Annotated in this window: 22 protein-coding genes; 16 read left to right on the forward strand and 6 right to left on the reverse strand. The window is 44.0% G+C overall.

Features of this window, described 5'->3' with window-relative positions; translation table 11 throughout:
- Positions 1–19 precede the first annotated feature (19 nt).
- Both glnE and hldE read left to right on the forward strand, forming a co-directional pair.
- On the forward strand, positions 20–2,860 hold the full coding sequence (gene glnE / locus BCU12_RS19720) for a bifunctional [glutamate--ammonia ligase]-adenylyl-L-tyrosine phosphorylase/[glutamate--ammonia-ligase] adenylyltransferase (RefSeq protein ID WP_102405958.1): 2,841 nt from the start codon (positions 20–22) through the stop codon (positions 2,858–2,860).
- Between the two features lie 139 nt (positions 2,861–2,999).
- Positions 3,000–4,430 carry a bifunctional D-glycero-beta-D-manno-heptose-7-phosphate kinase/D-glycero-beta-D-manno-heptose 1-phosphate adenylyltransferase HldE gene (gene hldE / locus BCU12_RS19725; RefSeq protein ID WP_102405959.1) on the forward strand — a complete coding sequence of 477 codons (1,431 nt, stop codon included), beginning with the start codon at positions 3,000–3,002 and terminating at the stop codon, positions 4,428–4,430.
- Positions 4,431–4,540: 110 nt separating this feature from the next.
- Here the strand turns inward: hldE and tolC are convergent, their stop codons facing one another.
- Complete coding sequence (tolC, locus tag BCU12_RS19730) at positions 4,541–5,851, reverse strand: outer membrane channel protein TolC (RefSeq protein ID WP_102405960.1); 1,311 nt, start codon at positions 5,849–5,851, stop codon at positions 4,541–4,543.
- A gap of 231 nt (positions 5,852–6,082) precedes the next feature.
- Between tolC and nudF the strand changes: the two genes are divergently transcribed.
- The 6 genes from nudF to parC all read left to right on the forward strand — a co-directional run bounded on the left by nudF (position 6,083) and on the right by parC (position 13,066).
- Positions 6,083–6,712 carry an ADP-ribose diphosphatase gene (nudF, locus tag BCU12_RS19735; RefSeq protein WP_102405961.1) on the forward strand — a complete coding sequence of 210 codons (630 nt, stop codon included), beginning with the start codon at positions 6,083–6,085 and terminating at the stop codon, positions 6,710–6,712.
- On the forward strand, positions 6,700–7,143 hold the full coding sequence (locus tag BCU12_RS19740; RefSeq protein WP_102405962.1) for a DUF1249 family protein: 444 nt from the start codon (positions 6,700–6,702) through the stop codon (positions 7,141–7,143). The genes nudF and BCU12_RS19740 overlap by 13 nt, the downstream gene beginning before the upstream one ends.
- Positions 7,144–7,171: 28 nt before the next feature.
- Positions 7,172–7,993 carry a 3',5'-cyclic-AMP phosphodiesterase gene (gene cpdA, locus BCU12_RS19745; protein WP_102405963.1) on the forward strand — a complete coding sequence of 274 codons (822 nt, stop codon included), beginning with the start codon at positions 7,172–7,174 and terminating at the stop codon, positions 7,991–7,993.
- A 2-nt stretch (positions 7,994–7,995) separates the two neighbouring features.
- Complete coding sequence (gene yqiA, locus BCU12_RS19750; protein ID WP_241909880.1) at positions 7,996–8,586, forward strand: esterase YqiA; 591 nt, start codon at positions 7,996–7,998, stop codon at positions 8,584–8,586.
- 328 nt (positions 8,587–8,914) lie between these two features.
- Positions 8,915–10,795, forward strand: a complete 1,881-nt coding sequence (gene parE / locus BCU12_RS19755; RefSeq protein WP_102405964.1) for a DNA topoisomerase IV subunit B — start codon at positions 8,915–8,917, stop codon at positions 10,793–10,795.
- A 6-nt stretch (positions 10,796–10,801) separates the two neighbouring features.
- Positions 10,802–13,066: a DNA topoisomerase IV subunit A gene (gene parC / locus BCU12_RS19760; protein WP_102405965.1), complete on the forward strand. Its 2,265-nt coding sequence runs from the start codon at positions 10,802–10,804 to the stop codon at positions 13,064–13,066.
- Positions 13,067–13,133: 67 nt separating this feature from the next.
- On the opposite strand, the gene degS is transcribed toward parC, so the two are convergent.
- From degS to zapG, 3 genes are all read right to left on the reverse strand, one after another.
- Positions 13,134–14,198, reverse strand: coding sequence for an outer membrane-stress sensor serine endopeptidase DegS (degS, locus tag BCU12_RS19765; protein WP_102405966.1), 1,065 nt, complete (start codon positions 14,196–14,198; stop codon positions 13,134–13,136).
- A gap of 194 nt (positions 14,199–14,392) precedes the next feature.
- On the reverse strand, positions 14,393–15,760 hold the full coding sequence (locus BCU12_RS19770) for a DegQ family serine endoprotease (RefSeq protein ID WP_102405967.1): 1,368 nt from the start codon (positions 15,758–15,760) through the stop codon (positions 14,393–14,395).
- 126 nt (positions 15,761–15,886) lie between these two features.
- Positions 15,887–16,336, reverse strand: coding sequence for a Z-ring associated protein ZapG (gene zapG / locus BCU12_RS19775; protein WP_102405968.1), 450 nt, complete (start codon positions 16,334–16,336; stop codon positions 15,887–15,889).
- Positions 16,337–16,480: 144 nt separating this feature from the next.
- On the opposite strand from zapG, the gene zapE reads away from it, so the two are divergent.
- The 8 genes from zapE to sspB all read left to right on the forward strand — a co-directional run bounded on the left by zapE (position 16,481) and on the right by sspB (position 22,820).
- Entirely contained in the window at positions 16,481–17,584 is a 1,104-nt protein-coding gene (gene zapE / locus BCU12_RS19780; RefSeq protein WP_102405997.1) for a cell division protein ZapE, read from the forward strand.
- A 246-nt stretch (positions 17,585–17,830) separates the two neighbouring features.
- The gene (gene rplM / locus BCU12_RS19790) at positions 17,831–18,259 is read left to right on the forward strand and encodes a 50S ribosomal protein L13 (protein WP_102405969.1); all 429 of its coding nucleotides are present in this window, start codon (positions 17,831–17,833) and stop codon (positions 18,257–18,259) included.
- A gap of 15 nt (positions 18,260–18,274) precedes the next feature.
- The gene (rpsI, locus tag BCU12_RS19795) at positions 18,275–18,667 is read left to right on the forward strand and encodes a 30S ribosomal protein S9 (protein ID WP_102405970.1); all 393 of its coding nucleotides are present in this window, start codon (positions 18,275–18,277) and stop codon (positions 18,665–18,667) included.
- A gap of 333 nt (positions 18,668–19,000) precedes the next feature.
- A complete protein-coding gene (petA, locus tag BCU12_RS19805; RefSeq protein WP_102405972.1) occupies positions 19,001–19,594 on the forward strand; it encodes a ubiquinol-cytochrome c reductase iron-sulfur subunit in 594 nt (197 codons plus the stop codon).
- Positions 19,594–20,859 carry a cytochrome bc complex cytochrome b subunit gene (locus tag BCU12_RS19810; protein WP_102405973.1) on the forward strand — a complete coding sequence of 422 codons (1,266 nt, stop codon included), beginning with the start codon at positions 19,594–19,596 and terminating at the stop codon, positions 20,857–20,859. The genes petA and BCU12_RS19810 overlap by 1 nt, the downstream gene beginning before the upstream one ends.
- Positions 20,856–21,593: a cytochrome c1 gene (locus BCU12_RS19815; protein WP_102405974.1), complete on the forward strand. Its 738-nt coding sequence runs from the start codon at positions 20,856–20,858 to the stop codon at positions 21,591–21,593. The genes BCU12_RS19810 and BCU12_RS19815 overlap by 4 nt, the downstream gene beginning before the upstream one ends.
- Before the next feature lie 91 nt (positions 21,594–21,684).
- Complete coding sequence (gene sspA, locus BCU12_RS19820; protein WP_102405975.1) at positions 21,685–22,320, forward strand: stringent starvation protein SspA; 636 nt, start codon at positions 21,685–21,687, stop codon at positions 22,318–22,320.
- Between the two features lie 5 nt (positions 22,321–22,325).
- On the forward strand, positions 22,326–22,820 hold the full coding sequence (gene sspB / locus BCU12_RS19825) for a ClpXP protease specificity-enhancing factor (RefSeq protein WP_102405976.1): 495 nt from the start codon (positions 22,326–22,328) through the stop codon (positions 22,818–22,820).
- A 70-nt stretch (positions 22,821–22,890) separates the two neighbouring features.
- Here sspB and BCU12_RS19830 read toward each other — a convergent pair whose 3' ends face one another.
- Positions 22,891–23,457, reverse strand: a complete 567-nt coding sequence (locus BCU12_RS19830) for a BON domain-containing protein (protein WP_102405977.1) — start codon at positions 23,455–23,457, stop codon at positions 22,891–22,893.
- 2 nt (positions 23,458–23,459) lie between these two features.
- Positions 23,460–24,050, reverse strand: coding sequence for a phosphoheptose isomerase (locus tag BCU12_RS19835; RefSeq protein WP_102405978.1), 591 nt, complete (start codon positions 24,048–24,050; stop codon positions 23,460–23,462).
- Positions 24,051–24,052: the final 2 nt, after the last annotated feature.

A 24,052-nucleotide genomic window follows, 5' to 3' on the forward strand; every position in this document is an offset into this window, starting at 1 on the left:
CTCAGTACAAGGAATCACAATGCCATTGCCTGACCAACTCATTCCCGTCGCCAATTCCGCTTTTGAAACATTAATGTCAAATGATGCTTTTGAAGCCTGGCCTAAAACACGGATTGATGAACTGAAAACGATAGCCGGGCTCAGCCAGTTTATCGTGGAATCATTGCAGCGTGACGAAGGGCTAATACGTGGTCTTCCTGACATGCTAGAGAGTGCAAGCCGAGAGCTAGATTATCGCTCGCGTCTAAAAGTCTTACTTGATGATTGTGCCGATGAAGCCGCTGGGCACCGAGTCTTGAGGCAGTTTAGAAACCGAGAAATGAGTTATATCGCATGGCGAGACTTTCTCGCATCTTGGTCATTAGAGGAAAGCCTAAAACACCTTTCCGAACTCGCTGAAGCGATGATCTTTGAAACGTACCAGTGGCAATATCAGGTTTGTTGCAAAGAGTGGGGAACACCATGCAATAGCGAAGGTGTTGCTCAGCCAATGCTGATTATTGGGATGGGTAAACTCGGTGGTGGTGAGCTTAACTTTTCTTCGGATATCGATCTGATTTTCACTTATCCAGAGAACGGTGAAACTCAGGGAGCAAGACGCAGCATTGCGAATGCCCAGTTCTTTACACGCTTAGGCCAACGGATCATTAAAGCGCTTGATCAACATACTTTTGATGGTTTTTGTTACCGTGTTGATATGCGTCTGCGCCCGTTCGGTGAGAGTGGTCCGTTGGTGATGAGCTATGCGGCACTAGAGGACTACTACCAAGAACAAGGACGCGATTGGGAACGTTATGCAATGATTAAAGCCCGAGTGATGGGCAGCGAAATGTACCCAGAATATCAAGAACTGCGCAAGATGCTTCGGCCTTTCGTTTTCCGTCGTTATATCGACTTTAGTGCGATTCAATCTCTGCGTCGTATGAAATCTATGATCAGCAGTGAAGTCAGACGGCGTGGTCTCAGTAATAACATCAAGCTGGGGGCGGGTGGTATTCGTGAGGTTGAATTTATTGCTCAAGTATTTCAGTTAATACGCGGTGGACGAGAGCCAAGTTTGCGTGGTCGAGGATTACTTGAAACGCTTCAAGCGATAAAAGGGCTAGCGCTACTCGATACTCATGAAGTTGACAATCTCTCAGAGGCGTACTTGTTTTTACGTCGCGTTGAAAACTTACTGCAAGCGATGTCAGACAAGCAAACACAAACACTTCCTGAGGCTGACATTGAGCAACTTAAGCTGGCAACAGCACTTGGATTTGATAGTTATCCATCGCTAACCAGCGCCATTTTTTCCCATATGGAAAATGTACACGCTATTTTTGATGACTTAATTGGCGTTGAAGACGAGCAGTGTGACTTGATAGCCCCGCACTTCCATGAACTTTGGGATATGGCCTCAGAGCAAGATGTTGTCGAAAATATTCTACAGAATGACCTGGTAATAGAAGACGCCGAATCACTCGCAAAAACCATTTTCCAATACAAGAAAGACTTGGCTAAAAAGACATTGGGACCACGAGGTCGAGAAGTTCTGAATCGACTTATGCCCAAGGTTTTCTCTACGTTATTCAAAAATAAAGATGCAAAATTTGGCCTCTCTCGTGTATTGCACCTTTTACACAAGATAGTCACTCGAACCACCTATTTAGAACTGTTGGATGAGCACCCTGCGGCACTGACACAGTTGGTGCGGTTGTGTACGGCTAGCCCGATGATTTCCGAGCAGCTAGGGCGTTATCCCATTTTGCTTGATGAACTGATTGATCCTCAGCAACTTTACAATCCAGTCCCACTTGAAAGCTATAAAACAGAGCTTCGAGACTATCTCGCTCGGATACCAGAAGATGATATGGAGCAACAGATTGAAGCGCTTCGCCAGTTTAAGCAGATATGCATACTGAGGATTGCAGCCGGTGATATTGCTGGTGTTTTACCCGTGACGAAGGTGAGCGATCATTTAACGTACCTTGCCGAAGCAATTGTTTCGGCTGTTATCGATCAAGCTTGGCAACAGATGGTCGAAAAATACGGTAAACCTACGCATGTTAATGATCGTGACGGTAAAGGCTTTGCTGTTGTCGGATACGGAAAAGTAGGCGGTTGGGAGCTTGGCTACAACTCTGATCTGGATATTGTGTTCATGCACGACTGCCCTGTGAATGTGTATACCGATGGAAAAAAAGAGATCGATGGGCGACAGTTTTACCTGCGATTGGCTCAACGTGTGATTCATATCTTCTCTATTCGTACCGCTTCGGGGATTTTATATGAGGTGGATACTCGTCTAAGACCGTCGGGCGTTTCTGGCTTGTTAGTGAGCCCAACAGAAGCGTTCGATGAGTACCAACACAAGGATGCTTGGACATGGGAGCATCAGGCGCTTGTTCGAGCAAGAATGATCTATGGTGATACGCCATTGCAGCAAGACTTTGCTAAAACCCGACAAGATGTGCTGTGCCTATCGCGCGATCCGGCTGCGTTGAGAAAAGAGGTCTCAGACATGCGCGTGAAAATGCGTGATCACCTCGGAGGTAAGAAAGCAGGGCGGTTTATGCTTAAACAAGATCCTGGCGGCATTACTGACATTGAGTTTTTGGCGCAGTACCTTGTTTTGAATTTCAGCCATGAGAAGCCGAAGCTTTCGCGTTGGTCTGATAATATCCGATTGTTTGAATCGTTTATTGCACAAGGAGTTATCGAGGAATCACAGGCCATGGGTCTTATTCATGCGTACACGGCTATGAGGGATAAAATACATCATCGAAACTTGCTTAACCTAGACGCTGATATAGCTGAAGACAATTTTGTCAATGAGCGAGAGCTGGTCGTTGAAGCATGGAAACAATGGTTAGATTAAGTCAGTGGTTGAACAAAGCAACGGTTTGACTGACGAAATAGCTCGAATAGATGGATATTAGAACAATTATAAGCCGAGAGTTTAGCGATAAAAAAGCTTGTGCTACACTCGGCTCAGTTACGAATTTTGGAGACCCACAATGAAACCAATCCTACCTGATTACAACGATTCAGGCGTTCTTATCATCGGTGATGTGATGCTTGATCGTTATTGGTATGGTCCTACTGGGCGCATTTCCCCTGAAGCGCCTGTTCCTGTGGTGAAAGTAGAAAACAATGAAGAGCGCCCGGGTGGCGCTGCGAATGTGGCCATGAATATTGCCTCTTTAGGTGGCCATGCACACATCATTGGCTTAACGGGTGATGATGAACCTGCAAAAGTACTGACAGAAACTTTGTCGGCATTAAAAGTGAATTGTGATTTTGTCTCGTTACCTGACTACCCAACAATTACTAAGCTACGTGTTTTAAGCCGTGGCCAGCAGCTTATCCGTCTTGATTTTGAAGATAAGTTTGAAAATACTGATGCCAATTTGATTCTTTCAAAAATGGAGCAAGCGTTACCTAAGTCTCGTTCAGTTATTCTGTCAGACTATGCAAAGGGCGCGTTAGAGCATGTCCAACAGTTTATTCAAAAGGCGCGTACTGCGAATGTTCCAGTATTTATCGACCCAAAAGGGGCGGATTTCGAACGCTATCGTGGCGCAACACTGCTTACTCCAAATATGTCTGAGTTTGAGCAAGTTGTAGGCTCAGTAACATCAGATGAAGAGTTAGTCGAGAAAGGCTTAGCTCTGATTGAGAAATATGACTTTGAAGCTCTGCTTGTGACACGCAGTGAGCATGGAATGACGTTACTTCGTCGAAATGAAGAACCATTCCACTTACCGACGCAAGCGCAGGAAGTTTATGATGTCACCGGTGCGGGTGATACGGTTATTTCCGTTCTTGCTGCTTCTGTTGCAGCAGGTAAGCCACTAGATGAAGCTTGCGCACTTGCCAATGCTGCCGCTGGTGTGGTTGTCGGTAAACTTGGTACGTCGACACTTTCAACGATTGAGTTAGCGGAAGCCATTCATGGTAGTCAAGATACTGATTTTGGTGTTATTACAGAGCCAGCATTAATTGAAGCGGTCAAGCAGGCAAGAGCAAAAGGTGAAACGGTGGTGATGACCAATGGCTGCTTTGATATCTTGCACGCAGGCCATGTTTCTTACCTTAACCATGCCGCTCAGTTAGGCGATAGACTGATCGTTGCGGTCAACACTGATGATTCCGTGAAACGCTTAAAAGGCCCAGGACGACCAGTCAACCCGACGGATCGTCGTATGGCGGTATTGGCTGGGCTTGGCGCAGTTGATTGGGTGGTTCCATTTAGTGAAGATACTCCGCAGCGTTTAATTTCAGAAGTATTGCCAAGCCTGTTAGTTAAAGGTGGAGATTACAAACCGGAAGAGATTGCGGGTGGAAAAGAAGTCATTGATGCTGGTGGCCAAGTAAAAGTGCTGAACTTTGAAGATGGCTGCTCAACAACAGAAATTATCGATGCGATCAAAGGTGGCAAAGGTTAAGGTTTGAAATAACCTTGATGTGACTCTGCTAACTTAAAGCAACGATTTTAGTACTGACAATAAAAAACCGCTGATTATCAGCGGTTTTTGTTTTTCTAATTGGTTAGATATTAACTTGCAGCTTTAAGGCCAGCGTTAACATCCACAACATCTTGCTCACTCAATGTACCGACGGCTTGGCGCAGTTGAAGTACGCTGATGATGTAGTTGTAACGGGCATCAGAAAGGTTACGGTTTGCATCGTACAGACGACGAGTTGAGTCTAGAACGTCAACAATTGTACGTGTACCCACATCAAAACCCGCTTCTGTTGCTTCTAATGCAGAGCTTGCTGAAACTACAGTCTGTTCATAGGCACGGAGTGCCCCAATAGATGCCGTGATGTTGTTGTTGAATGCGCGAACATCTTTAACAACACTTCGGTAAGTCGCTTCCAAATCTTGACTCGCTGCAACGTATGAGAACTCAGCTTGTTTAGTTTGTGAGGTTACGTTACCACCGGTATAAAGTGGTACCGCAAGATTCACTCCAATGTTGAAGTCATTATTCGTAAAGCTAGATGATGTACCACCGTAATTTGAATCATTTCCATAGTTGTACCCACCATCTAATGTAATAGAAGGCAAGTGACCAGAACTTGCTAGGGAGATATTGTCACGAGCAACGTCTTGGGAGATACGTGCGGTTAGCAAGCTAAGGTTCTTCTGCTCTGCTTCTTCAACCAGCGTACTCACAGAAGATTCTGTTTTGCTCGCTGAAAAGCGCTCTGTATCAAGAACGTTCAGGTTGGAATGCTCACGGCCTGTGATTTCACGAAGGTTTTCGTAGCTGTTTACTAGGCTGTTTTCTGCGAGTACTTCATTCGCTAATACGCCATCGTATTCTGCTTGAGCATCGTGCACATCGGTGATCGCCGAGAGACCCACTTCAAAACGTTGCTTGGTTTGCTCTAGTTGACGACCAACCGCGGCTTTCTCTGCGCGAACAAACTCCAGATTATCTTGAGCACGTAAAACCTCAAAGTAGGCAGAAGCAACACGAAGAATAAGGCCTTGCTGTTCAGCAGCGTAAGCTGAATCGGCACGACGGGCTGTTTTTTCTGCTGTATCAAGAGTGACCCAACTTGAGCGATTGTAAAGCGATTGAGAGAAGCCAATACCAGCGGTAAGTGCTTCGCTTTCTCGACTACTTTCATCACTACTTCTGATGTTGTAGCCAGCTGTTAAGTTGATTTGAGGAAGCAAGCTACTGCGGCTTGAAGTTACAGCTTCGAAGGCTGCATCACGCTGAGCTGCTGCACTGAGAAGTTGAGGATCATTCTCTTTTGCGTGGTTATAGATTTCAGCAAATGTATCTGCAATTGCTGATGTACTCAGGCCGCCTAAAGCAACGCTGATGAATACGGGAAGCAGTTTATTCATTATTCCTTTCCTGCCGAAAAATTAAGTGGGTATCAAATCGAAGTTTACCCTAAATTGATGGTAATTTACCCGAAATTTTGCATATTTTTACATACAGTTGACAGGTAAGTGTGTGAATATCAGTTAAGACTTAAAAATAATTGTAATTATTGTACAGATATTTTAGAACTACCCTTGGTGCTTAGGGTCAACTCTAGGTAAAATACAGAAGACACAGTAAGAGGTGCTCGGATGCAACACTCAAAAAAAACGTTGGTCAACTTTACTAAAGACGATGTGAAAATTATCTCAAAGAAGAGCCTATTTAGCGGTTTCTTTAAGATGATTAAATATCAGTTTAGCCATCGTTTGTTTGATGGAGGTTGGAGTGAGCCGATTGAACGCGAGATGTTTGAAAGAGGCCATGCTGTCGCTGTTTTGCCTTACGACCCAGTAACCGATCAAGTCGTCATTATCGAACAGATTCGTGTTGGTGCGTTAGAGGATTCATCACCTTGGCAACTAGAAATTGTGGCTGGCATTATTGACCCCGGTGAAACTGCTGAGGATGTTGCTCGCAGAGAGATGGTTGAAGAAGCGGGGATCGAAATTAACCAGCTTGAGAAGATCACCTCATTTTACCCATCCTCTGGCGGATGCTCTGAAAAGCTCGATGTGTATGTTGGGGAAGTTGATGCCACTAAAGCTCAAGGCGTACATGGTCTAGAACATGAAGGTGAAGATATTCGCGTTCATGTGATGTCACGTGAAGAAGCTTACCAGCGGGTCAAAACGGGCCAGTTGGAGAATGGCGCCTCTATAATTGCACTACAATGGTTAGAGCTGAATTTAAAAGAGATAACTTCTAAGTGGCGAGGCTAATGGACAATAAACCCTATCATGTTGATTTAGCAGAGTTGATGCGCGTCTATGAGACAAATTATGCGAAACTCAACGCTTTGCTACCTGCTCAATCTAAGGTAGGGGATATTCGCTGCTATAAAGCTGCTGCCATGACATACCAATTGCATGTGTGCGAGGTCACAAAGTACACAACTTTAGTGGATGTTTGTCAGAGTGATGACGTTCCAATATTTCCATTGCCCAAAATGTCTGTCAGGCTTTACCACGATGCTCGTGTGGCAGAGGTCTTTACTAGCGAAAACTTTGGAAGAGTCAAGCCTCGTTATGACTACCCAAATGCTAGAATGATGCAGAAAGATGAGAAAGCACAAATAAATCGTTTTTTAGGGGATTGGCTGACCTTTTGTCTCAAACACGGTATTAGCCAAGCTCCAATTAATATTCGTTAATCGTAATGTAAATTTTCAGGTTTTGATTTTGAAATTGTCGTCAAGCGCAGCAGCATCCGAAGCGATCAAGCTGTTACAAATCACAGATACCCATTTGTTTGCTCCCGAAGATGGCAGCTTGCTTAGTGTTCAAACACTGGCTAGCTTTCAGGCTGTTGTTGAGATGGTTGAGCGCTCTGCTGTGAATTTTGAAGCCATTCTGGCTACTGGAGATATTTCGCAAGATCATAGTGTTGAGTCATATCAACATTTCGCTGCGGGTATCGCGCCGCTCAAGAAGCCGTGTTACTGGCTACCTGGTAATCATGATTACCAACCGAACATGGGGTCTGTTTTTCCATCGGCTCAAATTGAGCACCTTGAACATGTATTGATAGGCGAGTATTGGCAGATCATTATGCTCGACTCCCAAGTCGTGGGTATGCCTCATGGGCGTTTAAGCGATCGTCAACTTGCTTTATTGGATGGAAAACTGGCTGAAAACCCGAATCGCCATACATTAGTCTTACTGCATCATCACCCTGTGTTAGTGGGTAGCGCATGGCTTGATCAGCACACCCTTAAAGATAGTGAACAATTGTGGCAGGTCATTGATAAACATAACAATGTAAAAGCCATTCTGTGTGGGCACGTGCACCAAGATATGGATCGAGAAGTGAATGGTGTGCGAGTTATTTCAACGCCTTCTACCTGTATCCAATTTAAGCCCAATTCAGATGATTTTGCCCTAGATAAGTGTTCTCCGGGGTGGCGTGAACTTGACCTTCATCCTGATGGTCAGCTAGTGACAAAAGTACAGCGCTTACCTAATGATAGCTTTTTGCCTGACTTTACTGCGGGTGGATATTAAACGTGGCGCAGACTAAGAAACCATTGCTGCTCTACATTCATGGTTTTAACAGCTCACCTTTATCGCACAAAGCAAATGTAATGAAGGAATATTGTGTAAAACAGCGACCTGATATTACGCTTCTCATTCCACAGTTACCCTGCTACCCAGATGACGCCGCCCAGCATTTGTTAGAATTGGTGAACCAATATAAAGATGAACATCATATTGCTCTAGTCGGTAGTTCTCTTGGGGGATATTTGTCGACTTGGCTCAATGCTCAATTTGGCTATAAAGCTGTTTTGGTTAATCCTGCAGTTAAGCCATATGAATTATTGGTCGACTATCTAGGTGAGCAAGTAAACCCTTACACAGGGCTGTCGTATGTACTGGAATATAAACATATAGAACAACTTAAAGCATTAGATGTTGGTTCTATTACTCATCCCGCTGATTTCTGGTTATTGCAGCAAACTGAAGATGAGGTACTCGACTATCGTCAAGCGGTCGAGCGGTTCCGATTATCTAAACAAACCGTTGAAGTTGGTGGCGATCATAGTTTTGTTGATTTCGAACGATACCCAGAAGAGATTATCAAATTTCTTGCATTGTAATGTCTAATGTAAATCCACCTTGTCACGTTTATTCGATATCCGCACTCTCCATGTTTTATTAAAGGCGGGGAAATCATTTTCGCGTGATCACTGAGGGAGGAGTCATAATTTTACTCGTTACTTATCTATCTCTCTTGACATAAGAGAGCCACTTCCAGACTATGTTCTACCTATACTTTTGTTGTTGTGAATGCTGATTGTTTCGGCAATTCTGTCACTTTTAATGCGTTATCGTCACTTGGGTTTTTCTATTGACGTTGAAAATACGTATCTCTATGCCAACAACAAAAAGTAACCACTTAATTTTCTAATAAGTAAATTCCGTATTATGACTGAACAATATAATGCTGGAGCCATTGAGGTTCTTAATGGCTTAGAACCAGTACGTCGCCGACCAGGGATGTATACGGATACAGCGAGACCTAACCATTTGGGTCAGGAAGTCATCGATAACAGTGTCGATGAAGCGCTAGCCGGACATGCCTCAAAGGTGCAAGTAATTCTTCATGCCGATCAATCGCTAGAAGTGATTGATGATGGCCGTGGTATGCCTGTCGATATTCACCCTGAAGAAGGGATCTCGGGTGTCGAGCTCATTTTCTGTAAGCTTCACGCCGGTGGTAAGTTCTCGAACAAGAACTATCAATTTTCTGGTGGTTTACATGGTGTCGGTATTTCTGTGGTCAACGCGCTTTCGAAACGTGTTGAAGTGACTGTTCGTCGCGAGGGGCAAGTCTATGAGATGGCCTTTGAGAATGGTAATAAAGCCGAAGAACTCACGGTAACAGGCACTTGCGGTCGTCGTAATAAAGGAACCAGCGTTCATTTCTGGCCTGACACGAGCTATTTCGATTCAGGGAATTTCTCGGTTACACGTCTGATTAATAACTTACGAGCAAAAGCTGTTTTATGCCCAGGGCTTGAGATTACTTTTAGCGATAAAGTTAACGGTAACGAGCACAAGTGGTTCTACGAAGATGGCCTAAAAGATTATCTAGCAGAAGGCGTCAAGGGTTACACGGTTATTCCTGAAGTACCGTTTACTGGGGAGTTTTCAGCAGAAACGGAAGCGGCTAATTGGGCCATTATTTGGCAGCCAGAAGGCGGTGATATGATCACCGAAAGCTATGTAAACCTGATTCCAACGGCTCAAGGAGGCACGCATGTTAATGGCTTGCGTCAAGGCTTGTTGGACGCGATGCGAGAGTTTTGTGAATTCCGAAACCTGTTACCACGTGGCGTCAAGCTAACGGGCGATGATGTGTTTGAACGTTGTTCATACGTATTGTCGGTTAAAATTCAAGATCCTCAGTTTGCAGGCCAAACCAAAGAGCGTCTGTCTTCTCGTCAAACCGCGGCGTTTGTCTCTGGTGTTGTAAAAGACTCCTTTAGTCTGTGGCTCAATGAAAAGCCGCAACTTGCAGAGCAGCTTGCTGAAGTTTGTATCGCTAATGCCCATCGCCGTATGCGTGCAAGTAAAAAAGTCGTGCGTAAGAAGGTGGCTTCGGGTCCGGCTCTACCGGGGAAACTCACCGATTGTTCCGCACAAGACTTAAGCCGCACTGAAATCTTCTTTGTCGAGGGGGATTCTGCGGGCGGTTCAGCTAAACAAGCACGTGATCGTGAATTCCAGGCCGTCATGCCACTTCGCGGTAAAATCCTCAATACGTGGGAAGTCTCTGCTGATCAGGTATTAGCCTCACAAGAAGTCCATGACATCTCTGTTGCTTTGGGTATTGATCCTGATAGCGATAATTTAGAGAGCTTACGTTACGGGAAAATTTGTATCCTTGCCGATGCGGACTCGGATGGTCTGCATATCGCGACACTCCTATGTGCGTTATTTACCCGTCACTTCCGAGCTTTAGTCGAAGCGGGACATATCTACGTAGCCATGCCGCCACTTTTCCGTATCGATTGCGGCAAAGAGGTTTTTTACGCCCTTGATGAAGATGAAAAAGAAGGCGTACTAGAGCGGTTAAGTAAGAAAAAGGCCAAAATTAACGTACAGCGATTCAAAGGTCTGGGTGAGATGAACCCACTTCAATTGCGTGAAACTACAATGGATCCAAACACTCGCCGCTTGGTTCAGCTGACTATCGATGATAGCGAAGCGACAATGGAAATGATGGATATGTTGCTAGGTAAGAAGCGTGCTGACGATCGCCGCTCATGGCTCCAATCTAACGGCGATATGGCAGAGGTTTAATTTATAATGTCCACTGAAATTACTTATGATGGCGTTGAACAACTGCCGATGCGCAAGTTCACCGAAGACGCTTATCTAAATTACTCAATGTACGTCATTATGGACCGTGCATTGCCTTACATTGGTGATGGTTTAAAACCGGTTCAGCGACGTATTATTTACGCAATGTCAGAGCTTGGTCTGTCTGCGGCATCAAAGTATAAGAAATCAGCACGTACTGTTGGTGATGTACTTGGTAAGTATCACCCACACGGTGATTCAGCGTGTTACGAAGCGATGGTATTGATGGCCCAGCCATTTTCATATCGTTACCCGCTTGTCGATGGGCAAGGGAACTGGGGTGCACCTGATGATCCTAAATCTTTTGCTGCAATGCGTTATACCGAAGCGAAACTCTCTAAATTTGCTGAAGTTCTTCTTGGTGAATTAGGTCAGGGTACGGTTGAGTGGCAGCCAAACTTTGATGGCACAATGAAAGAGCCACAAATGTTGCCAGCACGCCTACCTCATATTCTGCTTAATGGCATTACGGGTATTGCTGTTGGTATGGCGACGGACATTCCGCCGCATAACGTACGTGAAGTGGCCGATGCTACGATTCATCTATTGGATAATCCGAAAGCAGAACTGAGCGATGTGATGAGCTTTGTTCAAGGCCCTGACTATCCGACAGAAGCAGAAATTATTTCGCCTAAAGGTGATATTGAAAAAATCTACCGCACTGGTCGTGGCAGCATTAAAATGCGCGCGGTTTGGCATAAAGAGGGCAATGACATTGTTATCACTGCTCTGCCACATCAAGTCTCAGGTGCGAAACTGTTAGAGCAGATAGCCGCTCAAATGCGTGCGAAAAAGCTGCCTATGGTGGATGACTTGCGTGATGAGTCGGATCATGAAAATCCAACTCGTATCGTAATTGTACCTCGTTCGAATCGCATCGATTGTGACCAACTGATGAACCACCTGTTTGCATCCACCGATCTTGAGAAAAACTTCCGAGTTAACCTCAATATGATTGGCTTAGATGATAAGCCACAAGTGAAAGGGTTAGTTCAAATACTTTCTGAGTGGATTGAGTATCGTCGCGCCACGGTGCGTCGTCGCTTGCAGCACCGCTTAGATAAAGTTCTCGCTCGCCTACATATCTTGGAAGGCTTGTTAGTTGCGTACCTTAATATTGATGAAGTCATTGAGATCATTCGTACTGAAGACGAGCCTCGTCCAGTATTAATGAGTCGCTTCAATATTACAGAAACGCAAGCGGATGCGATCTTAGACATCAAATTACGAAACTTAGCTAAGTTAGAAGAGTTTAAGATTCGTGGAGAGCAAGATGAACTCGCAAAAGAGCGTGATAAGCTTGAAAAACTGCTGGGTTCTGAACGTCGACTTAGCACATTAATTAAGAAAGAGATCCAGGCTGACGCCGAGAAGTATGGCGATGATCGTCGCTCTCCTTTAGTGGAACGTGCTGAAGCAAAAGCGCTCACTGAGCGTGATCTTGTTCCTAGCGAACCGATTACGGTTGTTCTTTCTGAAAAAGGCTGGATTCGCCACGCTAAAGGGCATGAAGTTGACGCTGAAACACTCAATTATAAGTCGGGTGATCAATACTTAGCTCACGCACGTGGCAAGAGTAATCAGCAAGCCGTGTTCTTTGGTAGTGATGGTCGAAGCTATTCACTTGAATCTCATTCTTTACCATCAGCAAGAAGCCAAGGGGAACCGATAACGGGTCGACTCAACATCAGTGTGGGAAGTTCTATGCGCCAAGTGATCATGGGTGAAGATGAACAGTTATGGCTTGTTGGCTCAGATGCGGGTTACGGTTTTGTGTGTAAAGGCAGTGATTTATTGTCTAAGAACAAGAGCGGTAAAGCACTCGTTAATCTGCCACAAAACTCTGAAGTGATGCCTCCGTACACGGTGAATAGTTTGGACTCAGATGAAATCCTTGCGATCACGAATCTAGGCCGCATGCTGCTGTTTCCAATTAAGGATCTGCCACAGCTTGGAAAAGGTAAGGGCAATAAGATCATCAACATTCCAGCGGCGAAAGCGAAAGAGCGTGAGGAATTCGTTTCACACTTAATTGCGTTACCGCAAGGTGCATCGTTAACCCTTTATGCAGGAAAGCGTAAGCTTGGTTTAAAACCGGCTGACTTAGATAACTTCCGTGGTGAACGTGGTCGTCGAGGAAGTCTACTACCTAGAGGCTTGCAAAGAGTCACTCGAATCGAGCTTGATGAAGAAACGGCTCAAGAGAGTTAGGTTAAGTTTGGATAGTATGAAAAAGCCCCTTTAATTAGGGGCTTTTTAGATATAAATGAAAGGTCAATTATTCGCGCGTATCTTCGGCAATAATAACAGGAAGAGTAAGCTCTTCTCCTTTTCTTAAAACCAGAACATCAACTTCAGTACCCGGTCGTAGGTCGGTAACGATATCCATCACGCTTTGTCGTCCATTGATCTTATTGCCATCTATTCTCAGAATAATATCTTGAGCTTCAAAGCCAGCGGCTGCGCCTGGCCCATTTGGGTCTACACCCAATACAACGATGCCACCTAAGTGCTCATTGCCCAGTAACCGAGAGGTGACCGAGTTAATATCTTGACCGTCGATTCCGATGTAGCCTCTAATCACCCTTCCATCAGCGATGATTTTATTCATGATCTTGTAAGCAAGCTTATAGGGAATAGCGAATGAAATACCGTAGGTTTCTGTATCAGTGGCTTGTTGAAAAGAGGCGGTATTGATGCCAACGAGCTCGCCTTTAGTGTTGACGAGAGCCCCCCCCGAGTTACCTTGGTTAATAGCAGCATCTGTTTGAATGAAAGCTTGCCGCCCATCAGCACTGATGGAAGAACGCCCCGTAGCGGAAATAATACCAAATGTGGTTGTTTGCCCTAGATTGTAAGGGTTACCAATGGCCAGTACGACATCGCCAACTTTCGCGCTGAATTCTGAATTTTGAGGAATAATTGGGAGGTTTTCTCCCTCAATCTGCAAAATGGCAATATCAGTACGACGGTCTTTACCGACTAATTGCGCTGCGGCAACGCGACCATCTTGCAGAGCTACAATGATCTGATCGGCCAGGGCAACAACATGGTAGTTGGTAATGATGTAACCCTTTTCACTAATGATGACTCCAGACCCTAAGCCTTGCGTAGACAGTTTTGAGCGATTGTCTTCAGTGTATTTTCTGCTATAGATGTTAACGACAGCAGGGGCTGCTTTTCGAACGGCTTGATTGAAGGAAAGTTGAATCGAAGAGATATCGCTTGGCGTCGTCGTTATAACCTGTGGCAAAAGGTTAGGTCGCAATGATGGCACTGCAAGTAACAAAATAAGTGCGGTAGCTAGCCCCAATACAACTGAACGTAACATAAAACCCAGCATACTTTCCTCTGCGGATGGATTAAAACTTTTGTGATTAAACGTGTTTTTACAATTGCTGCTGTCGAAGCATAGCATTAGATTGATAAATAACAAAAAGGCGTCACCGAGTAGGGGACGCCTTTGGGGCTTATACGTGATTAATTCTATTACTGAAATTCTATTACTGAAATTCTATTACTGAAATTCTAAGGTCACTATCGAATCACTAGGTAAATAGTACGATCACCACGTTGGATATTGAGTGCCAGAACGCCGGGTTGCTGCTCTATAATTGCTCTAAAGTCAGCAATGTTCTTCACGCGTTTACGGTTAACACCGATGATCACATCGTTGGCTAGAAGTTGGTAAGCCTCCGCCGAAGAGCCTTCTTCGACACTGGATACCTTCACCCCTTCGATGGCATCACTGTCTGTCGTGTTGGTTAATTCGGCACCTGAAAGTCCTGGGTGTAACTTATCTGCTGCTGTCTTACTGGTGGCTTGTTCGCCCAGCGTGACGTCAAAATTCAGTTTATCCCCGTCACGAATAACACCGATAGTCAGTTCTTTACCCGCTCCAAGAGTGGCAACCTTTGCCCTAAGTTCGCTAAAGGTATTAATCTTTTTACCATTTACTGTGGTAATTATATCTCCAGCTAAAAGACCGGCAGTGTCAGCGGCACTGTCTGGTACAACTTGGCTCACGAATGCGCCTTTACTGGATTCATAACCCAGAGCTTCGGCAAGTTCAGAGGTAATTTCCCCTCCTTGAACGCCCAACATGCCACGCTTCACTTCACCAAAATTGATGATTTGCTCGGTGAGGTTTCTCATCATATTGGCTGGAATAGCAAAGCCGATACCTACATTACCGCCGTTCGGGCCCAAAATAGCGGTGTTGATACCGATTAGCTCTCCGTTTAAGTTAACGAGAGCACCACCTGAATTACCACTATTAATCGCAGCATCGGTTTGAATGAAATTCTCAAAGTTTTCTAGATTAAGACCGCTTCTTCCAAGGGCAGAAACGATTCCTGACGTCACCGTTTGTCCTAAACCAAATGGATTACCGATTGCGACTGCAAAGTCACCAACGCGCAATTTATCAGAATCAGCCAAATCAATTTGAGTCAGATTCTTCGCTTTTTCTAGTTTTAGTAAGGCAATATCAGACATTTGGTCGCCACCGACAAGTTCGGCGTCGTATTCTCGACCATCCTTGAGTTTCACTCGTATTTTCTCTGCGCCATTTATGACGTGATAGTTAGTCACAATATGACCTTGTTCCGCGTCAATGATGACGCCAGACCCAAGCCCTCTAAATGGTCTTTCCTGTACTTGGTCGGTTGGGAAGTCTGGTCCAAAGAAAAAACGAAACTGTTCTGGAAGTTGTTGTCTAGATACTTGAGTGCCTTCCACTGCAATACTCACAACAGCAGGTGTGACTGTTTCTAACATGGGAGCTAAGCTAGGAATGGATTCACCATCGACAGAAACGGGTAAAGCCGCGCTTACTGATAAAGGGGTGATGATTGAACTTAAGCTGAGAGTAAGGGAGGTTAATAAAAGCAAAGGTTTTTTCATCTGATAACTCCATATAGATAAAGGTCAATATAGCAACACTTTGAAAGTGCTCACTAAAGTCGACGCTAGTCTGAGTTATGACTCAAAAACCTTCACTTAGTTCCAATCAAGGTTGAATTTGCAAAATCAAGATGCTTTCGCGGTGACGACTTCTTCCGAACGAATAATTTCTTTTTCTTTATCGGTAAAAAGTCCTGTCGATCCTTTTGCGTAGTCTTTAGGTGCTTGATTTGGTTGATCTGAAGCCTCGATAACTTCACTTTCTTCGTTTTGTAGAGTGATTTTCTTAGTGAAAGGGTTGTCTTGTTCTGGTTGGTTAGGCAGAAGCTCAGATGACGTTTTCGCCATATGCTGATAAAGCTTTGTGTAATCCTTGCCTAACGTGTCGAGCATTTCGGCACTTTGTGCGAAGTAGTCAGTGAGTTCTTGCTTTTGTTGCTCCAATGCAAACTTTGCGGTCTCTAGATCTTTTTGAACGGATTTTTGTTTTTTATATTCAGGAGTAGTGAAGCGACCGAAAAGAACTCCTAATACGGCACCAATTAATAAACCAACAACGGCGTAAATCCAAGGCATATATTGCTCCTTAATAAGGGGAATTTAACAAGCTGATTACCACTTGCTTACACATGTATATGACGCATGTTACTATGGCCGGAAGGCTCGATAAAGAGCTATGCGATTATTTTGCAGAGTAACTTGGCGGTAAGCGAATTCTATATGACACCAAAAGAAAAGTATGAAAATGACATAAAAGTGCATGGCTTTCAAAAGGATGAGGCTCAATATCAAGCTGTTGAAGCACTAGACCAACTTCATCACCAAATTATTGAGTACCTTAATACTCCTAAGCCGTCACTCACTCGTTGGCAAAAGCTATTAGGGAAGAAGGAAAATGTTCCCGAGGTCCCTAATGGTCTGTACTTTTGGGGTGGAGTAGGAAGAGGGAAAACCTATCTAATGGACTCTTTCTTTGATTCTTTGCCAAGTGACAAAAAGATGCGAGTGCATTTTCATCGCTTTATGTATCGAGTGCATGATGAGCTGAAAGCCCTTGGAGAAGTGAGTGATCCTCTCGAGGTTGTGGCTGACACGTTTAAGTTAGAAACGGACATCATTTGTTTTGATGAATTTTTTGTGTCAGACATTACTGATGCCATGATTTTGGGCACTTTGTTCCAAGCGCTGTTTGCTCGAGGCGTCATTCTCGTTGCGACCTCTAATATCCCCCCTCATGATCTTTATCGAAATGGACTGCAGCGAGCAAGGTTTTTACCTGCCATTCAGTTAATAGAAAAGCATTGCAAGATAATGAATGTTGATAGCGGTGTCGATTACCGGTTAAGGACGCTAGAGCAAGCAGAGATTTACCATTACCCACTTGATGAGGTTGCGAGTGAAAATTTGTATCGTTACTACGGGCAACTCGTCGGGGAAGAAAAGCAAATTCAAACTCATATAGAGATCAATCATCGCGAAATTGATGTCATTGAGGCCAATGATGGTGTTTTACATGCGACGTTTGAACAGCTGTGCCAAAGCGCTAGAAGTCAAAATGATTATATTGAGATCTCTAAAATCTATCATACGGTATTGCTGGCTGATGTTCGTATGATGGGAGAGACCCTTGATGATGCCGCTCGACGGTTTATTGCGCTAGTTGATGAGTTCTATGAACGGAATGTGAAATTAATTATTTCTGCGGAAGTTAAATTAGAGAACCTATATAAAGGCGGGATTCTTGAATTTGAGTTTAAGCGTTGCCAGTCAAGGTTAATCGAAATGCAAAGCCATGATTATTTGGCAAAAGAGCATTTGGGTTAGGGTGAAATTTGAACAGTGGCAGTCGCCTAAAAAAAATCGTGATTTTGTTCAAAAAGAGGTGATTTTTTCTTCGCTCTTCTCTATAATCCTGCGACCTACCGTTACTGCGGGCCTCTAGCGTTGAGTAAAATCACGTTACGCCAAGAGTTTTCCAACACTCGAAGGGGTGATGAATGGTAACTCTTAGACAGTGGGAATACGTAAGTATTCCTTAAGTGTAAATTTTTTAAATAGGTAATTATTAGCATGAAAACTTTCGTTGCTAAACCAGAAACAGTAAAACGCGACTGGTATGTTGTAGACGCTGAAGGTAAAACTCTTGGTCGTCTAGCAAGTGAAATCGCTTCTCGCCTACGCGGCAAGCACAAAGCAGAATATACTCCTCACGTAGACACGGGTGATTACATCATCGTTGTTAACGCTGAGAAAGTTACTGTAACTGGTAACAAAGCTAAGGGTAAGGTTTACTACCGTCACTCTGAGTTCCCAGGCGGCCTAAAATCAATCACTTTTGAAAAGCTGATCGATCGTAAGCCTGAGATGGCACTTGAACTTGCTGTTAAAGGTATGTTGCCACGTGGTCCTTTAGGCCGTGCTATGTACCGTAAGCTAAAAGTTTACGCTGGTGCTGAGCACAACCATGTTGCTCAACAACCAACAGTACTAGACATCTAATCGGGGATTTTGAAAATGGCAGAGAATCAATACTACGGCACTGGTCGTCGCAAAAGCTCAGCAGCTCGTGTTTTCATCAAACCAGGCTCTGGTGAGATCGTAATCAACAAGCGCAGCCTTGATGTTTACTTCGGTCGTGAAACTTCTCGTATGGTTGTTCGTCAACCACTTGAGCTAGTTGAACTTACTGAGAAATTAGACCTATACATCACTGTTAAAGGTGGTGGTATTTCTGGTCAAGCAGGTGCTATCCGTCACGGTATCACTCGCGCGCTAATGGAATACGATGAGTCTCTACGTCCTGCGCTACGTGCAGCTGGTTACGTTACTCGTGACGCTCGTTGCGTTGAACGTAAGAAAGTTGGTCTACGTAAAGCACGTCGTAAACCTCAATTCTCTAAGCGTTAATTTTTCTTTTACAGAAAAGTTCACGCTCCAGTTTCAATACTGGAATTGTGGTTCAAAGCCCAGCATATCGCTGGGCTTTTTGTATTTTAAAAGCTTCAAAAATCCTTTCTTTTCTCGTGCCTCTCAACCTCATTGTTCTTATTTCAGCTCTTTTGTGACCTAGCATAGGCTTTACCCTTTGATTGTTACAAAAAGGTAGCTTTATCTTGTCAAAAAGTAGGGTTTTATTTATCATTTGCAATCAAATAAATATAAATAAAACTTTAATTTGTTAGCCATGCTCTGTAAGCGGAATAACTACTATCCAAAGGGAGCAAATGGGAGAATGTTTGGATGAGCAACGCGCCTTTAAATAACGGTCGTAGAAGATTCTTGACTGCCACAACTGCGGTTGTTGGTGGTTTAGGAGCAGCTGCTGTCGCCGTTCCTTTTATTAAATCTTGGAACCCAAGTGAAAAAGCGAAAGCTGCTGGTGCTCCAGTAGAAGTCGATATCGGAAAAGTTGAAGAGGGAGGATTGCTTCGTGTTGAGTGGCGTGGCAAGCCTGTTTGGATTGTACGTCGCGGTAAAAAATCGCTCGAAGAACTAAAAAAAGTTGAAGATCAGCTCCGAGATCCAAACTCTCAAGAAGAGCAACAACCAGAGTATGCTCAAAATGAGTTCCGTTCTATCAAGGAAGAGTATTTTATTGCTGTTGGTATTTGTACTCACTTAGGTTGCTCTCCAACTCACTTACCTAATACTTTTGGTGAACAGGTGAAAGGGGTTCAATCTGGCTTCTTCTGTCCATGCCACGGCTCTAAGTTTGATATGGCGGGACGAGTATTCCAAGGTGTTCCAGCTCCTTTAAATCTAGTTGTCCCACCACATACTTATTTAAGTGACACCAGAGTGCTCATCGGTGTTGACGACGGAGGGGAGGCATAATGCAAGCACTACTTGATTGGGTAGAAAAACGTCTACCAGTGATGGATTCTTACAAAAAGCATCTATCAGAATATCCAATGCCGAAATCATTCAACTTTTGGTACCTATTTGGTTCGTTAGCAATGCTAGTGCTGGTTAACCAAATCCTGACTGGTATCTGGTTAACAATGAACTATGTTCCTTCAGGTGAAGGTGCGTTTGCTTCTGTTGAATACATCATGCGTGATGTCGAATATGGATGGTTACTACGCTATATGCACTCAACAGGCGCATCTGCGTTTTTTGTTGTTATCTATCTGCACATGTTCCGTGGCCTTATCTACGGCTCTTACCAAAAGCCTCGTGAGCTACTTTGGCTATTTGGTATGCTGATCTTCTTAGTACTTATGGCTGAAGCGTTTATGGGTTACTTGCTTCCTTGGGGACAAATGTCTTACTGGGGTGCACAGGTAATTATTTCGCTATTTGGTGCGATTCCAGTGATTGGCGATGACCTGACTCTCTGGATCCGTGGTGACTATGTCATCTCAGGTGCAACTCTGAACCGTTTCTTTGCGCTTCATGTTATTGCACTGCCAATTGTTCTGCTTCTTCTGATTGTGTTGCACGTCCTAGCATTGCATGAGGTTGGCTCAAACAACCCTGACGGTATTGAAACTAAGTTGCCTAAAGGTTCTATGGGTGATGACTATAAGACTCAGTTTAAATTCCACGATAACTACTCGAAAAAGTACGATATTATCGACTCTATTCCATTCCACCCTTATGGAACAGTGAAAGACTTAGTTGGTGTTGCTGGTTTCTTATTCCTTTTCTGTTATGTGTTGTTCTTTAACCCTGAGATGGGTGGGTACTTCCTTGAGCCGCCTAACTTTGAAGCCGCTAACCCATTGAAAACACCTGAGCATATTGCTCCTGTTTGGTACTTCACTCCGTTTTACGCGATTCTTCGTGCGGTTCCAGATAAGTTATTAGGGGTTGTGGCAATGGGCGCGTCTATTGTTGTGTTATTCCTACTTCCTTGGTTTGATCGCTGTAAAGTTCGTTCATACCGCTACCGTAGTAAGCTACACCTGATTAATATTATTCAGTTCACGATCAGCTTCATTGCACTAGGTATATTAGGTGCGCTTCCAGCGACGCCAACTTATACGCTAATGGCACAAATCTTTAGCTTAGGTTATTTCATGTTCTTTGTTTTACTGTATTTCTACAGTAAGAATGAGGCGACGAAACCGTTACCAACTAGGGTGAAATTCAAATGAAGAAGTGGATTGTAATTTTATTTGCGATGTTACCTAGCCTAGCAATGGCAGCGGGTGCAAACGTTCCTTTAGACAAAGCAAACAACGATATGTCAGATCAGGCATCTCTTCAGAATGGCGCTAAGCTTTTCATGAATTACTGTTTTGCTTGTCACGCAACACAATATCAGCGCTATGAGCGTGTAGCGAAAGATATCGGTATACCATTAGATTTGATGAAAGAGAATCTGATCTTTGACCCTGAAGCAAAGATTGGTGATCTGATGGTGAGTGCCATCCCGCAAGACTCAGCAGCAAAATGGTTTGGTGGACCACCGCCAGATCTAACACTTGTCGCTCGAGTTCGTGGTACGGATTGGTTATACACTTACTTGCGTTCTTTTTATGAAGATCCTAGCCGTCCGTTTGGTGTCAATAACGTTGTCTTTCCAAGTGTAGGTATGCCGCATGTTCTAGAGGAGCTACAAGGTATTCCTAAGCCAGTATACGAAACAACGATCGTTGATGGTGAAGAAAAGCAAGTTGTCGTTGGAATAGAAACTGATGGCACAGGTGAACTCAACACTGAAGAATACGATCTGGCTATTCGTGACTTAGTCAACTTCCTTGAATATTCAGGAGACCCGGTAAAACTAGAGCGTCAAACTCTAGGTTGGTGGGTCATGGCTTTCTTAGTCATCTTTACTATTGTGGTCGTCCTGCTTAAGAAAGAGTATTGGCGTGATGTGCACTAAATATGCTATAATCGCACGCTGATTTTTTTTATGTACAATGGAGGCTAGGCCTCCATTATTTTTTGTATCTGTAAGTATGCTGGAGGGCTCCATGGCTGTAGCTGCCAATAAACGTTCTGTGATGACTCTGTTTTCAAGTGCATCTGATATGTATAGCCATCAGGTTCGTATTGTCCTGGCTGAGAAAGGCGTAAGTGTTGAAGTTGAATTAGTTGATGAGGCAAACTTGCCAAATGAACTGATTGAGCTTAACCCGTACAAATCAGTACCAACGCTGGTTGATCGTGAACTTGCACTGTACGACTCAAAAATCATTATGGAATACCTCGATGAGCGTTTTCCACACCCACCGCTAATGCCTGTTTATCCTGTAGCTCGTGGTAACAGTCGTTTAATGATCTACCGTATTGAACGCAACTGGTACTCACTCGCTGAGAAAGTTGTGAAAGGTAATGCGGAAGAAGCTGAAAATGCACGTAATAAGCTACGCAATGACTTACTGACTCTAGCGCCAATTTTTGCTGAATATGAATACTTCATGAGCGAAGAATTTAGCTTAATTGATTGCTACCTTGCTCCTTTATTATGGCGTTTACCTCAATTAGGTATCGACCTAATTGGCCCAGGTTCGAAAGAATTGAAAATCTACATGAGTCGTGTATTTGAACGTGATTCATTCTTAGCTTCATTGACTGAAGCTGAGCGCGAGATGCGATTGAGCCGTTAGTTACAATGGAAATTGATAATATGACACCTCGCCGCCCATATATGCTTAGAGCTTTTTATGAGTGGCTGGTGGATAACGATTTAACACCTCATTTAGTCGTTGATGCGACGATGTCGGGTGTCCGGGTTCCCCAAGAGTTTATTCAAGATGGTCAGATTATCTTGAATATTGCACCTCGAGCGGTGGGGAACTTAGAGCTAGGCAATGAAGCGGTTACTTTCAGTGCTCGCTTTAGTGGTCGACCTCATTCAGTTATCGCTCCGCTCTATGCTGTTCAAGCTATCTATGCGAGAGAGAACGGTGCTGGAACCATGTTTGACCCAGAAGAAGCTTACCTTGATTCTGAGCCAGAAATTGGTGAACTAGAGGAAGCCGAGCCGGTTAGCAGTCTATCTTCAGTATCGGAAGGTGATAAAAACACTGAATCAGTTGAAGGTGACTCTTTCACTGAAGAGCCACCTAAACCGAAAGGTCGCCCGAGTTTACGGGTAGTAAAATAAAAAAAGCAGCGAATAGCTGCTTTTTTGTTATGCGGTGTTTGTCTTTTTCGCCCTACCTTTTTCGGTTTACTTAATCACCGTATTGGAAAGCGCGGATAACCTGTTTTACACCAGATACGTTACGAGCCACTTCCGTTGCGATTTCTGCGTGATTCTGAGAGACATAACCAAGTAAGAAAACTTCTTTATCCTCAGTTATTACCTTAATAGAAACCCCACTGAGCTGCGATTCAGTAAGTAGTGCTGATTTAACCTTTGTGGTGATCCAACTATCGTTGCTCACTGCCGCCACTGACAATGGATCTTTAATTCGAACTTGGTTGTGGATTTTATCGACTCCCTTTATCTTCTGCGCTTGCAGGATAAAGGCATCTAATTCGTGTTGTGTTTTAGATTGGCCAATCAAGACAACGGTACCATCGTATGAGCTTGCGGTAATCCTTACTTGTCCTCGAAATGGTGTTTTATTTCCAAGTCCGGCGATTTCGAATTCAATATTACTGTCATTCCACTTATCTTTGGCACTGCGTGTGTCTGATATAGCCGAAGTTTCTGTCGTGCCCGGACTAGAAAGCCCTGCACACCCAGAAAGGATCGCGACTGAAAAAATTAAGACTAAAACGTGTAGTATTTTCATCATTACTCTTCGTGTGCAGGAAACAGGACTTGATCGATAAGATCGCATAGGCAGTGCAGTGTTACCATGTGGACTTCATGAATACGTGGCGTTCTATGTGATGGTATTCGTATCTCCACATCATGCTCACCAAGCAGGCCCGCCATTTCGCCACCGTCTTTACCTGTAAAAGCAATGATCGTCATATCTCGGGTTACTGCTGCTTCCATTGCCTTTATTATATTCTTGCTGTTACCACTCGTTGATATAGCCAATAGAATATCGCCCGCCTGACCAAATGCACGTACTTGCTTAGAGAATATCTCTTGATAATGGTAGTCGTTCGCAACTGCCGTTAATGTTGTGTTATCAGCGGTGAGTGCCATTGCGGGTAAGCTAGGACGTTCAGTTTCAAAACGGTTTAACAGGCACGAAACAAACTGTTGCGCATTTGATGAGGATCCACCATTGCCACAACAAAGAATTTTGTTGCCATTGAGTAGACTGGTCACCATTGCTTGAGCTGCATGAGTGATGGAGTCGGGTAGTGCCTCCGCAGCCGCAATTTGAATCTGAATACTTTCCGTAAAACTGTCTTTAATGCTATCGAGCATTG

The organism is Vibrio sp. 10N.261.55.A7 (assembly GCF_002877365.1).
Taxonomy (GTDB): domain Bacteria; phylum Pseudomonadota; class Gammaproteobacteria; order Enterobacterales; family Vibrionaceae; genus Vibrio.

Excerpts from the sequence above, each read along its gene's own strand:
- glnE (WP_102405958.1), top strand. The coding sequence starts at position 20 with ATGCCATTGCCTGACCAACTCATTCCCGTCGCCAATTCCGCTTTTGAA.
- hldE (WP_102405959.1), top strand. The coding sequence starts at position 3,000 with ATGAAACCAATCCTACCTGATTACAACGATTCAGGCGTTCTTATCATC.
- tolC (WP_102405960.1), bottom strand. The coding sequence starts at position 5,851 with ATGAATAAACTGCTTCCCGTATTCATCAGCGTTGCTTTAGGCGGCCTG.
- nudF (WP_102405961.1), top strand. The coding sequence starts at position 6,083 with ATGCAACACTCAAAAAAAACGTTGGTCAACTTTACTAAAGACGATGTG.
- parE (WP_102405964.1), top strand. The coding sequence starts at position 8,915 with ATGACTGAACAATATAATGCTGGAGCCATTGAGGTTCTTAATGGCTTA.
- parC (WP_102405965.1), top strand. The coding sequence starts at position 10,802 with ATGTCCACTGAAATTACTTATGATGGCGTTGAACAACTGCCGATGCGC.
- degS (WP_102405966.1), bottom strand. The coding sequence starts at position 14,198 with ATGCTGGGTTTTATGTTACGTTCAGTTGTATTGGGGCTAGCTACCGCA.
- BCU12_RS19770 (WP_102405967.1), bottom strand. The coding sequence starts at position 15,760 with ATGAAAAAACCTTTGCTTTTATTAACCTCCCTTACTCTCAGCTTAAGT.
- zapG (WP_102405968.1), bottom strand. The coding sequence starts at position 16,336 with ATGCCTTGGATTTACGCCGTTGTTGGTTTATTAATTGGTGCCGTATTA.
- zapE (WP_102405997.1), top strand. The coding sequence starts at position 16,481 with ATGACACCAAAAGAAAAGTATGAAAATGACATAAAAGTGCATGGCTTT.
- rplM (WP_102405969.1), top strand. The coding sequence starts at position 17,831 with ATGAAAACTTTCGTTGCTAAACCAGAAACAGTAAAACGCGACTGGTAT.
- rpsI (WP_102405970.1), top strand. The coding sequence starts at position 18,275 with ATGGCAGAGAATCAATACTACGGCACTGGTCGTCGCAAAAGCTCAGCA.
- petA (WP_102405972.1), top strand. The coding sequence starts at position 19,001 with ATGAGCAACGCGCCTTTAAATAACGGTCGTAGAAGATTCTTGACTGCC.
- BCU12_RS19810 (WP_102405973.1), top strand. The coding sequence starts at position 19,594 with ATGCAAGCACTACTTGATTGGGTAGAAAAACGTCTACCAGTGATGGAT.
- BCU12_RS19815 (WP_102405974.1), top strand. The coding sequence starts at position 20,856 with ATGAAGAAGTGGATTGTAATTTTATTTGCGATGTTACCTAGCCTAGCA.
- sspA (WP_102405975.1), top strand. The coding sequence starts at position 21,685 with ATGGCTGTAGCTGCCAATAAACGTTCTGTGATGACTCTGTTTTCAAGT.
- sspB (WP_102405976.1), top strand. The coding sequence starts at position 22,326 with ATGGAAATTGATAATATGACACCTCGCCGCCCATATATGCTTAGAGCT.
- BCU12_RS19830 (WP_102405977.1), bottom strand. The coding sequence starts at position 23,457 with ATGAAAATACTACACGTTTTAGTCTTAATTTTTTCAGTCGCGATCCTT.
- BCU12_RS19835 (WP_102405978.1), bottom strand. The coding sequence starts at position 24,050 with ATGCTCGATAGCATTAAAGACAGTTTTACGGAAAGTATTCAGATTCAA.